The following is a 16,795-nucleotide window of genomic DNA, read 5'->3' on the forward strand; positions in this document are numbered from 1 at the left end:
GTTCCGTTACCTCACAAAAGGAGGTTCCGTCGCCTCGTCGTGACATCATGCCCGACCGGCCCCCGCGGGCAGGCCCGCACCCCCGGCGGCGAGTCGCGCCGCGAGCACGGGTCCGATCTGGGCGAGGGCGTGCGGCGCGGTCATCTCGTCGTGGGCGGCGTGCACCGGGTGATCGGCGACCTCGCCGTCGACGAAGGGACGCCACTTCGCGGCCGAGTTCTCCGGGTCGATACCGCGCACCAGGTTGGCGCCGAGGATGCGGGCGCTGAAGTAGTCGACCCGGCCGCGGAACACGCCGGGACGGTGCTCGCCGATCAGCTCCGCCGACCGGACGGCGCTGCGATAGACCCGGCCGAGCCGCTCGGGGGTCAGCGTCGACAACTCCGGCGGTATCGCCGCGTGCAGGGCGAGCAGCTCGTCCTCGCCCAGCGCGGGCGCCGGACTGTCGCCGAGCAGGTTGTCGGCCTGGATGCCGATCTCGGCGAGCGCGCCGCGCAGCGCGACCCGGAAATCGGCGGCGGCGATGTCGTGGTGGCTGTCCAGCAGCGCGAGCAGGGCGACCTGCTCCCCCGCCTCCTGCAAGGCGACCGCGACCGCGTGCGCCAGGATGCCGCCCAGCGACCAGCCGAGCAGGTGGTAGGGGCCGTACGGCTGGACCGAGCGGATCTCCGCCAGGCAGCGGGCGGCCATCTCGCCCAGCGACTCCGGCAGGTAGTCCGGTTCCGACAGCGCGGGCGATTGCAGACCGAGCACCGGCCGCCCCTGCTCCACGTAGGGCAACAGGCCCGCGTACCCCCACGACAGACCCGCCATCGGATACAGGCAGAACAGCGGTGGCAGTGTGCCCTCGCCGCGGATCGGCAGCAGCGGGCCGAGCGCGTCGGCGGTGCCCGCGTCGTAGTCCACGCCGTAGGCCTGTGCCTCGTCGATGCGGCGGGCCAGCGCGGCCACGGTGGAGTCGCTGAAGAACCACTGCACCCGGGTGTCCAGGTCGGCGTCCTGGCGCAGTCGGGCCACCACCCTGGTCGCGGCCAGTGAGTTGCCGCCGAGTTCGAAGAAGTCGTCGTCGGCGCCGACGCGGTCGATCTCGAGCACATCGGCGAACACGGTGGCCAGCAGCCGCTCGGTGTCGGTGGCCGGTGCGCGGTAGGGCCGCACGGGCAGTTCGGGGACCGGCAGTGCCAGCCGGTCGAGTTTGCCGCTGGCGTTGAGCGGCAGCTCCGGCAGGGCCACCACCGCCGCCGGGACCATGTACGGCGGCAGCGCGGCCCTGGCGTGGGCCAGCAGCGCGCGCGGGTCGGCGACCACACCCTCCTCGGCCACGACATAGGCGACCAGGCGTTCGCCCGCCGCCGCCGACACCACCGAGGCCGCCGCGTGCCGCACGGCCGGATGCGCGAGCAGCACCGCCTCGATCTCGCCGAGTTCGATCCGCTGGCCGCGCAGCTTCACCTGGAAGTCGGTGCGGCCCAGGTACTCGAGCACCGCGCGTCCGTCCGCGCCGGTGCGCCAGCGCACCAGGTCGCCGGTGCGGTACATGCGTTCGCCGCCGTTGCGGGCGACGAACCGCTCCGCGGTCAGGCCGGGCGCGCGATGGTAGCCGCGCGCCAATTGCACGCCGGCGACGTACAACTCACCGGCCGCGCCGTCGGGCACCGGCCGCAGCTGGCGGTCGAGCACGTGCACGCGGGTGTTGGCGACCGGGGTGCCGATCGGGACGCCGGCGCCGTCGGCGTCGGCCGAGGCGCGCTCCTCGGTGACCACGGTCGCCTCGGCGGGTCCGTACCAGTTCAACAGGTCGACGCCGGGCAGCCGCTCGGCGAACATCGCCGCGGTCTCGGTGGCGAGCACCTCACCCGCGGCGAACACCCGCCGCAGCGAGGTGCGCCGGCCGGGCCGCACGTCGGCCAGGAAGGCATCCAGCATCGATGGCACGAAATGCACGGTGGTGACCCGGTGTTCGGCGACGACGCGGGCCAGGTAGCCGGGGTCGCGGTGGCCGTCGGGTTCGGCGATCACCACGCTCGCGCCGGTCTGCAACGGCCAGAACAGCTCCCAGGTGGAGATGTCGAAGGTGATCGGGGTCTTGTGCAGCACCACGTCGCCGCGGTCGTGCGGGTGGGTGAGCTGGGCCCAGCGGAACTGGTTGGCCATCTGCCGGTGCGTGATCGCCACGCCCTTGGGACGTCCGGTGGAGCCGGAGGTGTAGATGACATAGGCCAGGTCGTCGGGCGCGACGGCCACGCCCCGGTAGGGCCGCGCGGCGCGCTCGAGGGTGTCGACGGCCACCACCGGCACGCCGGTGCGGGTGGTGAAACCGTCGGCGGTCCTGGTCAACACGCACACCGGGGCCGCGCCGGTGAGCACGTACTCGTTGCGCTCCTCCGGATGGTCCGGATCGACCGGCACGTAGGCACCGCCCGCGCGCAACACCGCGTACACAGCCACCACCAGGTCGATGCTGCGCCGCATCGCGACCGCGACCAGCTTCTCCGGCCCGACACCGCGCGCGGCCAGCTCGCCCGCCAGGACCCGGGAGCGCCGGTCCAGCTCGGCGTAGCTGATCGTGGTGTCGCGGTAGCGCAGCGCGGTGGCCCGTGGCGTGCGCGCCACCTGGGCGTCGAACAGGGTCAGCAGGGTGGCCTCGTCGAGCAGTTCCGGCACCACGGTCGCGTTGCGGGCGAACAAGGCCGCGCGTTCGTCGGCCAGCAGGGCGTCCACCTCGCCGACCCTGGCGTGCGGCACCGCCACGAACTTGCCGATCAGCGCGGACAGCCGGGCCGCCAGGGTGCGGGCCGCCTCGGGGTCGAACAGGTCGCGCAGGTACTTCACCTGCACGCGCAACTGGTCACCGAGCGCCACGATCACCGTGACCGGGTAGTGCGTGCCGTCGGTGACGTGCACCCCGCTCACCGTCATGCCGTCGATCTCGCTGACCCGGCGCAGCCCTTCGTGATCGACCGGGTAGGACTCGAACACCACCAGCGAGTCGAACAGCGACTCGAGTCCGACGGCCTCCTGGATCTCGGCCAGACCGAGGTGGTGGTGTTCGAGCAGGGCGGCCTGCTCGTCCTGCACGGTGCGCAGCAGCGACTCCAGGGTGCGGGTCGGTGCGAGGCGGACCCGCACCGGCACGGCGTTGAGGAACAGCCCGACCATGGTCTCCACGCCGTCGATGTCGGCGGGACGACCGGAGACGGTGGCGCCGAACACCACGTCGTCGCGGTCGGTGCTGCGCCCGACCAGCAGCGCCCAGGCGGCCTGCACGACGGTGTTGACGGTGACGCCGACGCGGGCGGCCAGATGGGTCAGCGCCTCGGTCTGCGCGGTGGACATCGCGAAGCCCGCTTCGCCGATGCCCGCGGAGATCTCGTGGGTGGGCCGCTGGGCCAGCAGGGTGGGTTCGGTGACACCGTCCAGCGCCGCCCGCCAGGCCGCGATCGCGGCGTCGCGGTCCTGCGCGGCCAGCCACACCAGATAGTCGCGGTAGGGCCGCACCTTGGGCAGGTGCCGCGACTGCGGTCCGAGCGCGTACACGGTGAGCAGCTCACGCATGAGCAGCGGTACCGACCAGCCGTCGAGCAGGATGTGGTGGCTGGTGACCACCAGGTGGTAGCGCTCGGGTGCGGTGCGCAGCAGGGAGAAACGCAGCAGCGGCGCCACCGCGGGATCGAAATGCTGGGCCAGTTCGGCGTTCTCGATGCGTTCGGCCTCGACCGGGATGACCTCGGGGTCGAGGTGGTCCAGCGCGATCTGCCGCCAGGGCGCCTGCACCCGGTCGGGCACCACCTGCACCGTGCTGCCGTCGGCGGTGTCGGCGAAGGCGACGCGCAGGTTGGCGTGCCGGTCCAGTACCGCTTGCGCGGCCGCGCGCAGGCGGCCGGGGTCGACCGCGCCGTCGAGGTCGAGCACGAACTGGATCATGTACGCGTCGATGGAGGCGTCGGCGAGCAGCGCGTGGAACAGCATGCCGGACTGCATCGCCGTCATCGGCCACACGTCGGCGAGCGCGGGCACGGTCTGGGTGAACCGGTCCAGGTCGGCCTGGCTCAGTCGCACCAGCGGGAAGTCCGAGGGCGTGTGCCCGCCCGACCCCGGCCGGGTGCCGTGCTCGGCCAGTCCGCCCAGTGCCCGCACCCAGTGCTCGGCGAAGGCACGCACCTGATCGGCGGTGAAGACCGCGGCCGCGAAATCGAACCGGGCCAGCAGGCCGGCGTCGGTGGCCTCGACGAGCAGATCGATCAGCAGATCGTCGGCCGGTGCGTCGGTGTGCACGCGGGCCGGGCGCAGGTCGCGGTAGCGCAGCCGGATCAGCCCCGGGCCGGGCAGCTCGATGCCGGGGTCGAGGTAGCGCAGCAGGCCGTAGCCGACACCCTCGCCGGGCACCGCGCGGCGCAGTTCCTTCACCCGGCCCAGCGCGGTACCCGCGGCCGGGCCGCCGACCAGCGCGTCGGCCGGATCCAGCTCGCCCAGGCGCAGCGCGAGCGGGTAGTCGGTGGTGAACGCGCCGACGGCGTCGGTGTGGTCGCTGTCGCGGGCGTCCGCGCCGAGGCGGACCACGGTGCCCGCGGTGCGCACGACCGGCTCGTCGGCGGCGGTCCGCAGGGCCAGGGCGAGCGCGGTGAGCAGGACTTCGTCGATCCCGGCGTGATAGGCCTGGGCGGTGGTGGCGACCGCGGCGGCGCCCTCGGGGGTCATGGTGAGCGACACCCGCGAGCGCACCGAGAGATCCGCACCGGGAGGTATCCGGCCGGAGTCGGCACCCATCGCGCGCCACCAGCCGAGTTCGGCGTGCACGGCCGGGTCGGCGGCGCGCGCGGCCAGCTCGCGCAGCAGGCCGGCCAGGCCCGTACCGGTGACGGCGGCGGCGTAGCGGCGCCGCGACCAGGCGGCGCCGAGCTGGTCGACGATCACCCGCCAGGAATGGTCGTCGAGCACCAGGCCGTTGGCGACCACCACCAGCTGGGCTCGGTCGTCGGGGCCGAGGTGCACGAAGCGGATGTTGCGCCCCGCCTCCGGATCGAGGGCGGCCGCCGCGGCGGCGACCACGTCGTCGAGCGGGACGGTGTCGGCGGAGGTGTCCAGCAGCCGGAAGTACGGCTGGTCGGTGGGCGAGGGCGCCTCGGGCAGCACGAAGGCCGGTGGACGTCCATCGGCGGCGGGCCGCAGCCGCGCCCACAGCATCGGGTTGCGGTCGAGCACGGTGTCGATGGCCTCGCGCACCGGCGGGTGCCCCGTCGGCAGGTCGAGGACGACGGCGCGGACCTCGACGCCGTCGGGGCGGGCGGCCAGCAGGCGCGCGGCGGCGGGGGTCAGCGGCAGTTCGCCGGTGCCCGCGGCGACGGGAGCGGGCTGCGGTGCGCCGGCGACGGCCAGTTCCGCGACCGTGCGCAGTTCGAACACCTGGCGCGGGGTGAAGGTGACGCCCCTGGCCCTGGCCCGGGCGACGACCTGGATGGCGGCGATGCTGTCACCGCCGATGGCGAAGAAATCGTCGTCGGCGCCGACGGTCTCGCGGCCGAGCACCTCCCCCACCACCTCGGCGACGACGCGCTCGGCCGGGGTCGCCGGGTCGCGGTGCGCGGTGGCGGTCGGCCGCGGGGCGGGCAGTGCGGCCCGGTCGACCTTGCCGACCGCGGTGAGCGGCAGTGCGTCGAGCACGACGATCGCCGCGGGCACCATATATTCCGGCAGCCGGCTGCGCAGCCCGGCCAGCAGGGTCGCCTGTTCGGGTCGCGCGCCGTCGGCGGCCACCACGTACGACACCAGCATGGGGGCGCGGCCGGGCTGCTCGCGCCCGATCGTCACGGCCTGCGCGACCCCGGGCTGGGCGGCCAGCGCCGCGTCGATGTCGCCCAGTTCGATCCGGAACCCGCGCACCTTCACCTGGAAGTCGGTGCGGCCCAGGTACTCCAGCTCGCCGTCGGCGGTCCGGACGACGAGATCGCCGGTGCGGTACATGCGCTCACCGGCGGTGCCGCCCGCCTCGGCGGCCAGCGGGTCGGCGACGAACCGTTCGGCGGTGGCCGCCGCGCGGCCGTGGTATCCGCGGGCCAGCTGCACCCCCGCGAGGTACAGCTCGCCCGGGACGCCGACCGGCACCGGCCGCAGCATCGCGTCGAGCACGTAGACCCGGCTGTTCCATTCCGGCGTGCCGATCGGCACGCTCGCGGTGTCGGCGTCGGTGACCTCGTGCGCGGTGATCGACACCGCGGCCTCGGTGGGCCCGTACAGGTTGTACAGCGTCGCGCCGCCCGCCCGGATCCGGGCGGCGAGCGCGGGTGGCAGTGTCTCGCCGATGGCCAGCACCTGCCGCACGGTGGCGGGCAGCGTGCCGCCCGCCTCGGTGGTCAGCGCGTCGAGCTGGGCGGGTACCGCGTGCAGGGTGGTGACGCCGGTGTCGCGGATCAGGGCGTTCAGATAGGACGGGTCGCGGTGGCCGTCGGCGTCGGCGACGATGAGCCTGCCACCGCCGACGGCGGCCGACCAGAACTCCCAGACCGACAGGTCGAAGGTGGCGGCGGTGTCGAGCAACACGACGGTGTCCCGGTCCAGGCCGAATTCCGCGGCCTCCCAGAGCAATTGATTGACGATCGCGGCGTGCGTCACGGCCACGCCCTTGGGCACGCCGGTCGAGCCGGAGGTGAAGATCACGTAGGCGGTGTTGGCGGCGACCAGCATCCCGTTGCGCTCGGACGGCGCGATCGAGGCGGTCGAGATCGCCGACAGGTCCAGGGTGTCCACCGACACGGTGAGTGCCACGCCGGTGTCGAACGCGTCGCGGGTCGTGGTGAGCACGCAGACCGGCGCGGCGGTGCGCAGGATGTGTTCGACCCGGTCGAGCGGCTGATCGGGATCGATGGGCACATAGGCCGCACCGGCTTTGGCGACGGCGTACATCGACACGACCAGGTCGACGCCGCGGCGCATGGCCAGCGCCACCCGGTCCTCCGGGCGCACGCCGCGCCGGATCAGGTGCCTGGCCAGGCGGTTGACCCGCTGGTCGAGGTCGGCGTAGCTGAGCCGGACGGTGCGGCCGCGCTCGTCGGCGAGCAGGGCGGGGGCGTCGGGGTCGCGGGCGACGGTGTCGTCGAGCAGCGACGCGAGGGTGGCGCGCGGGTCGATCCAGTGCTCGGTCTCGTTCCAGTCGCGCAGGATGGTCGCGCGCTCGGCGGGGGCGAGCACGTCGATCGCGGCGACGCGGGCCGCGGGGTCGGCCAGGACGGAATCGACGACACGCACGAACCGCTGGGCGATGGCGCGGACCGTGGCCTCGTCGAACAGGTCGGTGGCGTAGCTGAATTCGGTGACGATCTCGGCGGGCGCGCCGTCGGCGTCGTAGCGGTCGGTGACGGTGAGTTGCAGGTCGGTCTTGGCCAGGTGGGTGTCGAACTCCAACGGCCGCACCCGCAGTCCGGGCAGCTCGAAGGTGGTCTCGCGCAGGTTCTGGAACGACAGGCCCACCTGGAACAGCGGGTTGCGGGCGGTCGAGCGAGCCGGGTTGAGCACCTCCACCAGCCGCTCGAAGGGCACGTCGGCGTGGTCGAAGGCGGCCAGGTCGCCCTCGCGGACCTCGGCGAGCAGATCGGTGAACGAGTCGCCGGGGCGCACCTGCGTGCGGAAGACGACGGTGTTGACGAACATGCCGATCAGGTCGTCGAGTTCGCGTTCGCCCCGCCCGGCCAGCGGGGTGCCGACCGCGATGTCACCGGTGCCCGACAGCTTGGCCAGCAGCACCGCGAACGCGGCGTGCACGACCATGAACAGCGAGGCCCGGTGTTCGCGGGCCAGTGCCTGCAGTGCGGCGTGCCGGTCGGCGTCGAGCACCTCGCGCACCACCGCGCCGCGGAAGGACTGCACCGGCGGGCGCGGCCGGTCGGTGGGTAGTTCCAGCTGGTCGGGCAGCCCGGCCAGCCGCGCGCGCCAGTAGGCGATCTGGGTGGCGGCGAGCGAAGCCGGGTCGTCCTCGCTGCCCAGCACCGCGGCGTGCCAGAGCGCGTAGTCGGCGTACTGGATCGGCAGCGGCGTCCAGCGCGGCGCGGTGCCGTGCAGGCGGGCGGTGTAGGCGACCATCACGTCGCGGGCCAGCGGGGCCATCGAGGCGCCGTCGGCGCTGACGTGGTGCACCACGAACGCGAGCACGTGCTCGTCCGGGGCCGGGCGCAGCAGCGCGACGTGGAACGGTATCTCGCGGGTCACGTCGAAGGTGCGGCGCGCGAGGTCCACCACGGTGTCGAGCAGCGCGTCCTCGGGCACCTCGACCGGGGTGAGCGCGGCGGCCTCGGCGGACACCGGATGGATGAGCTGGCGGGGTTCCTCGTCGCCACCGGGGTAGGTGGTGCGCAGCACTTCGTGGCGTTCGAGCACGTCGGCCACGGCGCGGGCCAGGGCGGCCACGTCCAGCTCACCCGACATCCGCACGGCCATCGCGATGTTGTCGACGGCGGAGGCGGCGGTGTCGAACTGGTTGAGGAACCAGTAGCGGCGCTGGGCGGGCGAGAGCGGTATGCGCTCCGGGCGCGGCCCGGCGACCAGCGGCGGCCGCGCCGGGACGGGGGCGGCGGCTTCGACCCGGGCGGCGAGCCCGGCGACGGTCGGCGCGTCGAACAGTTCCCGCACCTCGATCCGGGTGCCGAGGGTGGCCGAGAGCCGGGCCACCACCTGGGTGGCGATCAGCGAGTTGCCGCCGAGGGCGAAGAAGTCGTCGTCGGCGCCGATCGGTTCGGCGCTGCCCAGCGCCTCGGCGAACAGCGAGGCGACCAGTTCCGCCACTCGCCCGCGGGGCGCGCGGAACTCGCCGGTGCGCAGCACGGGCGCGGGCAGGGCCTTCCGATCCAGTTTGCCCGCCGGCGTGAGCGGGAGGGTGTCGAGCACGGTGACCGAGGTGGGCACCATGTGCCGGGGCAGGGCGAGCGCGGCGGCGGCCAACAGGTCGTCCGGGTCGACGTGCGCGCCGGGCACGGGATGCACATAGGAGGCCAATACGGTGGCGCCGCTGTCGAGTTCGTGCCCGACGGTGACCGCGAAATCGACGTCGGCGTGCGCGCTCAGCACCGCGTCGATCTCACCGAGCTCGATCCGGAAGCCGCGGATCTTCACCTGGAAGTCGTTGCGGCCCAGGTATTCCAGGTCGCCGGAGACGGTGCGGCGCACCAGGTCGCCGGTGCGGTACATGCGGCTGCCGTCGGCGGCGAGCGGATCGGCGACGAAACGGTCTGCGGTGAGCGCGGGCCGGTGCAGGTAGCCGCGGGCCAGGGCGGCGCCCGCGACGTAGAGTTCGCCGGTCACCCCGGCGGGCACCGGCCGCAGCCGCCGGTCGAGCACGTAGGCGGCCAGCCCGCGGATGGGCGCGCCGATCGTGATGGGCCGGTCGGGGGTCATGGGGTCGGTGACCGAGGTCATGATGGTCGCCTCGGTCGGGCCGTAGGCGTTGAAGAACAGCAGTGTGCCCGCGTCGACGGGGGCCGCCCAGCGCCGCAGCAGCTCCGGCGGGCAGGCCTCGCCCGCGGTGATCAAGACCCGCAGCGCGTCCTGGCCCGCGGGGTCGAGTCCGGCGAGCGCGGCCGGGGTGATGACGGCGTGGGTGACCTGTTCGCGGTGCAGCACCTCGGCCAGGTCGCCCCCGCCGAACACACTGGGCGCGACCGCGATCAGGGTCGCCGCGCCACCGACGGCCAGCAGCAGCTCGAACACCGAGGCGTCGAAGGACGGCGAGGCGAAGTGCAGCACCCGCGCGTGCGGGGTCACCCGGAACCGTTCGCGCTGTTCCGCCACGAGCGCGGCGAGCCCGGCGTGGGTCACGGTGACGCCCTTGGGTGTTCCGGTGGAGCCGGAGGTGTAGATGACATAGGCCGGGTGGGCGGGCCGCAGCGGGCGCGCCCGGTCGGCGTCGGTGAGCGGCCGGGCGGAGAAGCGGGCCAGCCGGGCGACGAAGGCGATGTCGTCGAGCAGCAGCCAGCGCACGTCGCCGGGCAGTGCCGCGACCTCGTCACACACGGTCAGGCCGAGCACGGCGCCGGAGTCGGCGAGCATGTGCGCGATCCGCTCGGCCGGGTAGGCGGGGTCGACGGGCAGGAACGCGGCGCCGCTCTTGGCGACCGCCCAGACGGCGAGCACCGATTCCACCGAGCGCGGCGCGGCCACGGCGACCACGTCCTCGGGGCCGACACCGCGGTCGACGAGTTCGCGGGCCAGCAGGGTCGAGCGGGCATCGAGTTCGGCGTAGTCGAGCGCGCCGAGCCGCTCCACGGCGTCGGTGAACACCACGGCGCTGCCCCGCGGTGCGGCCGCGACGGCGTCGGCCAGCAGCTGCGGCAGGGTGCGGTCGGCGCGGACCGGGATGTCGGCGGGCCGCAGGTGCCGCAGGTCCAGGTCGTCGAGCAGGTCGATGTCGCCGATCGGTTGTTCGGGGTCGGCGGCCACGGCGGCGGCTAGCTGGGCGAACCGGCGGGCGAAGCCCTGCACGGTGAGGGTGTCGAAGATGTCGGTGGCGTAGGTGAACACACCGGCCAGCTCGGCGGGCTCGCCGTCGGCGGTCTGCCCGGCCTCGACGTGCAGCAGCAGGTCGAATTTGGCCGCCAGCGGGCCGGAGTCCATCGCGGTGACGGTGAGCCCGGGCAGTTCGAGCACCGGCTGGGTGAGGCTCTGGAAGCCGAGCACCACCTGGAACAACGGGTTCGCGGCGCCGACCCGGCCGGGGGCGACGGCCTCCACGACCCGCTCGAAGGGCAGGTCGGCGTGGGCGAAGGCGGCCAGGTCGGTTTCCCGGGCGGCGGTGAGGAGGTCGGTGAAACGCGCGTCGGGGTCGACCTCGGTGCGCAGGGTCAGGGTGTTGACGAACATGCCGACCAGGTCGTCGAGCGCGCGTTCGCCGCGGCCCGCCACCGGGGTGCCGACGGCGATGTCGGATTCGCCGCCGAGCCGGGCCAGCAGCGCGGCGAGCAGGGCGTGCACGACCATGAACAGCGAGGCGTGGTGGGCACGGGCCAGTTCGGCCAGTGCGGCGTGGATCTCGGCGGGCAGCGCGAACCGGACCGAGGCGCCGCGGGTGCCGGTGCTCGCGGTCCTGATCCGGTCCTGGGGCAGGATCGGGCCGGGGCGCAGGCTCGCCAGGCGGTCGCGCCAGTAGGCGAGTTGCCGGGCCGCGGGCGAGTCGGGGTCGTCCTCCTCCCCCAGTACCGCGCGCTGCCACAGCGCGTAGTCGGCGTACTGCACCGGCAGCGGCGCCCAGGCCGGTTCCTGTCCCTGGGATCGGGCCAGGTAGGCGGTCATCAGGTCGCGGGCCAGCGGGCCGAGCGAGGCGCCGTCGGCGCTGATGTGGTGGGCGACGAGCACCAGCAGGTGCTTGTCGGGGACGCCGCCGTTGAGCAGGGCGATGCGCACCGGGACCGCCTCGGTCACATCGAATCCCGAGGCGATGAGGTCGAGAACCCGGCCCATGATGTCGGCGGGCCGCTCGAGGCGCAGACCGCCGGGCAGCACCTCGTCGACGGCGAGGATCTCCTGGTAGGGCAGGTCGTCGGAGCCGATCGGGAAGCGGGTGCGCAGTGCCTCGTGCCGGTCGAGCACGTCGTCCACGGCGGCACGCAGCGCGTCGACGTCGAGGTCGCCGGCGATCTGCAGGGCGAAGGGAATGTTGTAGGTGGCCGAGGCCGGGTCCATCCGGTTGAGCACCCACATGCGCTGCTGGGCCAGCGACAGCGGCACCCGCTCCGGACGCGGGCGCGCCACCAGCGGTATCCGGGTCCCCGCGGCCGAGCCGGGCACGATCCGCGCGGCCAGCGCGCCGACGGTCGGCGCCTCGAACAGCTCGCGCACCTCGAGACCCACCTCGAGCGCCTCGTTGACACGGGCGATCACCCGGGTGGCCAGCAGCGAGTTGCCGCCGAGCGCGAAGAAGTCGTCGTCGAGGCCCACCTCGGCCCGGCCGAGCAGCTCGCCGAAGACCGCGGCCACGGTCTGCTCGATGGGGGTGGCGGGGGCGCGGAAGTCGTGCGCGCCGACGAAGACGGGGGCGGGGAGGGCCTTGCGGTCCAACTTGCCCGACGCATTCGTCGGGAACGCATCCAACACCACAATCGCCGCAGGCACCATGTACCCCGGCAACACCGCCGACAACCCAGCCCGCACCGCAGCCACATCCACCGACGCATCCGACCCCGCCACCACATAACCCACCAGCTGATCACCGGCATGCGGATCCGAACGCACCACCACCACCGACTGAGCAACACCCGGCTGCGCCAACAACGCCGCCTCGATCTCACCCAACTCGATCCGCAGACCACGCAACTTCACCTGGAAGTCCGTACGCCCCAAATACTCCAACTCACCGGACTTCGTCCACGCCACCAAATCACCAGTGCGATACAACCGCGAACCCACACCACCGAACGGATTCGCCACAAACCGATCCGCCGTCAAATCCGGCCGACCCAAATACCCCAACGCCAGCTGATCACCAGCCAGATACAACTCACCCGCAACACCCGGCGCCACCGGATGCCACCGCGCATCCAACACGAACACCCGCGTGTTCCACACCGGACGACCGATCGGCACCGACACCACATCCGCAGCCGTCACCTCGTGATAAGTGACATCCACCGCAGCCTCGGTCGGACCATACAAATTATGCAACCGCGCACCGGTCAACTCACACAACCGCCGCGCCGTCGCCGCAGGCAACGCCTCACCCGACGCGAACACCTGCCGCAACCGCGGCAGTGCCGTGTGGGCGTCGGATCCGTGCTCGGCCAGCGCCGCCACGAACACCGCCAGCATCGAGGGCACGAAATGCACGACCGTGACATCGAATTCGGCCATCACGCGCGCCAGGTACGCCGGATCGCGGTGTCCGTCCGGGGCGGCCAGCACCAGTCGCGCGCCGGTCTGCAACGGCCACAGGAACTCCCACACCGACACGTCGAAGGTCGCCGGGGTCTTCTGCAACACCGCGTCCTCGGCACCGATCGGGTACTGCGCCTGCATCCACAGCAGCCGGTTCACGATCGCGGCATGACCGACTGCCACACCCTTGGGCTGTCCGGTCGAACCGGAGGTGAAGATCACGTAGGCGATGTCGGCGGGCGTGATCGGCCGGGGTCGTTCCACGTCGGCGACCGGACCGTCGGGGACGCCGTCGAGGTCGAGTGCGTCGATCGCGATCGTGGGCGCGACGGCGCTGCTGTGCACGGCGTCGGCGCGGGTGGTGAGCACCAGGGCCGGTGCGGCGGTGCGCAGGATGTGCTCGGTGCGCTCGGCGGGCTGATCGGGATCGAGCGGCACATAGCCCGCGCCCGCCTCCAGCACCGCGTACAGGGCGACCACCAGGTCGACCGAGCGCCGCATGCCCAGCGCGACAAGGGTTCCCGGTCCGACACCGGAGAGCAGCAGGGCCCGGGTGAGCCGGTGCACCCGCGCCGCGAACTCGGCGTAGGTCAGCTCGATGCCCTCGGCCACCAGGGCGACAGCTTCGGGATCGCGTGCCACCCGCGCCTCGAACAGGTCGACGAGCGTGCGGGCCGGCACCGGATGCCCGGTGGCGTTCCAGTCCGCGAGCACCCGGTCGCGTTCCCCGTCGACGAGCAGGTCGAGATCACCGACGACCTGCCGGGTGTCCGACACCATCGCGGCCAGCACCCGCCGGAACCGCTCGGCGAACGCGCGCACCGTCGCCTCGTCGAACAGGTCGGTGGCATAGGTGATCTCGGCGGCGAGCCCCGCGGGGACGCCGTGCCGGTCGGTGGCCTCCGCCAGGGTGAGGTGCAGGTCGAACTTGGCCAGCGGGAGCGTGGCGTCGACGCCGGTCGCGGTCAGACCCGGCAGGTCGAGGCCGCCCAGGCGCAGGTTCTGGAAGGTGAGCATGACCTGGAACAGCGGATGGTGCGCGGCCGAGCGCGGCGGGTCGAGCAGTTCCACGAGCCGCTCGAACGGCAGTTCGGCGTGTTCGAAGGCCGCCGCGTCGACCGCCCTGGTCCGGGTGAGCAGCTCGTCGAAGGTGGCGGCGCCGTCGATGTCGGTGCGCAGCACCAGTGTGTTGACGAACATGCCGACCAGGTCGTCGAGGGCGGGCTCGCCGCGCCCGGCGACCGGGGTGCCCACCGCGATGTCGGTGCGCCCGGACAGCCGCGCCAGCAGCACGGCCAGCGCCACGTGCGCGACCATGAACAGCGTCGCGTTGTGCCTGCGTGCCAGCTCGGCCAGGGTGGCGTGGGTGTCGGCGTCGATGTCGAAGGTCACCGTGGCGCCGCGATACGAGGCGGTCTGCGGGCGCGGCCGATCGGTGGGCAGCGCGAGCAGTTCGGGAAGATCGGCCAGCCGCTGCCGCCAGTAGGCGACCTGGCGGGCCAGCACGGAGTCCGGATCGTCTTCGCCGCCGAGCACCTCGCGCTGCCACAGCGCGTAATCGGCGTACTGCACGGGCAGCGGTGCGAGTTCGGGGGTCTTGCCCTCGACCCGGGCGGCGTAGGCGGTCATCAGGTCCCGGGTCAGCGGCCGCATGGAGAAGCCGTCGCCCGCGATGTGGTGCACCACGCACACCAGCACGTATTCGCGGTCGTCGATCGCCAGCAGTCGCAGCCGGACCGGCGGCGCGACGGTCACGTCGAAGCCCTCGGTCACCGCGGCCGCGATCCGATCGGCCACGCTGTCCTCGGTCACCGAGATCAGCGACAGCTCGGGCAGGGCGCGCGGGTCGTCGATGGGCAGCACCACCTGCACGCCCGCACCGTCGACCTCCGGATAGACGGTGCGCAGCACCTCGTGCCGCTCGACCACGTCGGCGATCGCGGCGCGCAGCGCGGGTACGTCCAGCGTGCCCGACAACCGCACCGCCACCGGAATGTTGTTGACCCCGCTGCCCGGATCGAACCGGTTGAGGAACCACATCCGCTGCTGGGCATACGACAGCGGCACCCGCGCCGGGCGCGGCATCGGCCGTAACGGCGGGCGCGCGGGGGCGTCCATGCTCTCGATGAGCGCGGCCAGCCCGGCCACGGTCGACTTCTCGAACATCACCCGCACCGGCACCGCCAGCCCGACGGCGCTGCCGATCCGCGCGACGGCCTGGGTGGCCAGCAGCGAGTTGCCGCCGAGCTCGAAGAAGTCGTCGTCGGCGCCGATCCGCTCCTCCGGTCCGGCGTCGGGGCGCAGCAGCGCGGCGAAGACGTCGGCGATGATCTGCTCGAGCGGCGTGGCCGGCGGGCGATAGGCCTTGACGGCGAATTGCGGCGCGGGCAGCGCGTCCCGGTCCAGCTTGCCCACCGCGTTCAGCGGCAGCTCGTCGAGCACCACGATCGCGGCCGGAACCATGTAGGACGGCAACGATTTCCGGACGAACTCGAGCACCTCGGCGGTGTCCACGGCCGAGCCCGCCCGCGACAGCACATAGGACACCAGCGCGGGCGCACCCGAGGGCAGGGTGCGGCCGACGGTCGCGGCGAAATCGATGTCCGGGTGGGCGATCAGCGCGGTGTCGATCTCGCCGAGTTCGATCCGCAGCCCGCGGATCTTCACCTGGAAATCGGTGCGGCCCACGTACTCGAACGTGCCGTCTTCGTGGCGGCGCACCAGGTCGCCGGTGCGGTAGAGCCGGTTGCCGTCGCCGTCGAACGGGTCGGCCACGAACCGGGCGGCGGTCAGGCCCGGCCGCGCGTGATAGCCGTGCGCCAGCGACGGACCGGCCAGATACAGCTCACCGACCACGCCGGGCGGCACCGGCCGCAGCCGGGAGTCGAGCACGTAGGCGCCGACACCGGGCAGGGCCCCGCCGAGGGTGACCTCCTCGTCCGGGTGCAGCGGCGCCGAGGCGGTGACGATGACGGTGGTCTCGGTCGGCCCGTAGACGTTGTGGATGGTGCGGCCCGGCCGGTCCCAGCGGCTCACCAGGTCGGGGTTGAGCTTCTCGCCGCCGACGATGAGCGTGTGCACCGAGGCCAGCCCGAACGGGTCGACCGATTCCAGCGCCGCGGGCGTCATCAACAGGTGGGTGACCCCTTCGCGGCGGATCAGCTCGGCCAACTCCCGCCCGCCGTAGACCTCCGGCGGCGTGACCACCAGCGTGGCGCCCTGCGGGAAGGTGAACAGCATTTCCATCAGGGAGAAGTCGAAACTCGGCGAACTCAGGTGGGTCACCTTGTCGCCGATCCCGATGCCCAGTTGCGCGCCCACCCCGGCGACCGCGGACAGACCGCCGTGCGGCACCACCACGCCCTTGGGCAGGCCGGTGGAGCCGGAGGTGTAGATGACCCAGGCCGGATGCTGCGGGGTGAGCGTGCGCACCCGGTCGGCGTAGGAGATCGGGTGGCCGGGGTGCGCGGCGATGCGCTCGGCGCGCACCGGGTCGTCCAGCTCGATCCAGTAGGCGCTGGTGCCGAGCACCGCGCGGTGGCGGGCGGTGGTGAGGCCGTATTCGACGCCGGAATCGCGCAGGATGTGGGCGATCCGGTCGGGCGGGTACGTCGGGTCGATCGGGACATAGGTGGCGCCGGTCTTGGCGATCGCCCACAGCGCAAGCACCGAGCCGATGGAGCGGGAGATGCCCATGGCGACCATGTCGCCGGGACCGATTCCCCGCCCGATCAGTTCGCGGGCCACCCGGGAGGAGGCCTCGTCGAGTTCCCGGTAGGTGAGTTCGACCCGGTCGTCGGGATCACCGGTCGGGTCGAAGCACACGGCGATCGCGTCCGCCGCCGATTCCACCGCCGCGGTCAGCAATTGCGCGAGCAGCGGTGTTCCCGATCGGCGGCGGCGGCCTTCACGGCTGGAACGTCGGGCAGTGTCCATACGCGCCTGT

Annotated in this window: 1 protein-coding gene; it reads right to left on the reverse strand. The window is 73.0% G+C overall.

The features are described 5' to 3' along the window. Nucleotides 1–45 precede the first annotated feature (45 nt). Nucleotides 46–16,785 carry a non-ribosomal peptide synthetase gene (locus AMO33_RS16680; protein WP_060593172.1) on the reverse strand — a complete coding sequence of 5,580 codons (16,740 nt, stop codon included), beginning with the start codon at nt 16,783–16,785 and terminating at the stop codon, nt 46–48. Between the last annotated feature and the right edge of the window lie 10 nt (nt 16,786–16,795).

Source organism: Nocardia farcinica, from assembly GCF_001182745.1.
GTDB classification, from domain to species: domain Bacteria; phylum Actinomycetota; class Actinomycetes; order Mycobacteriales; family Mycobacteriaceae; genus Nocardia; species Nocardia farcinica.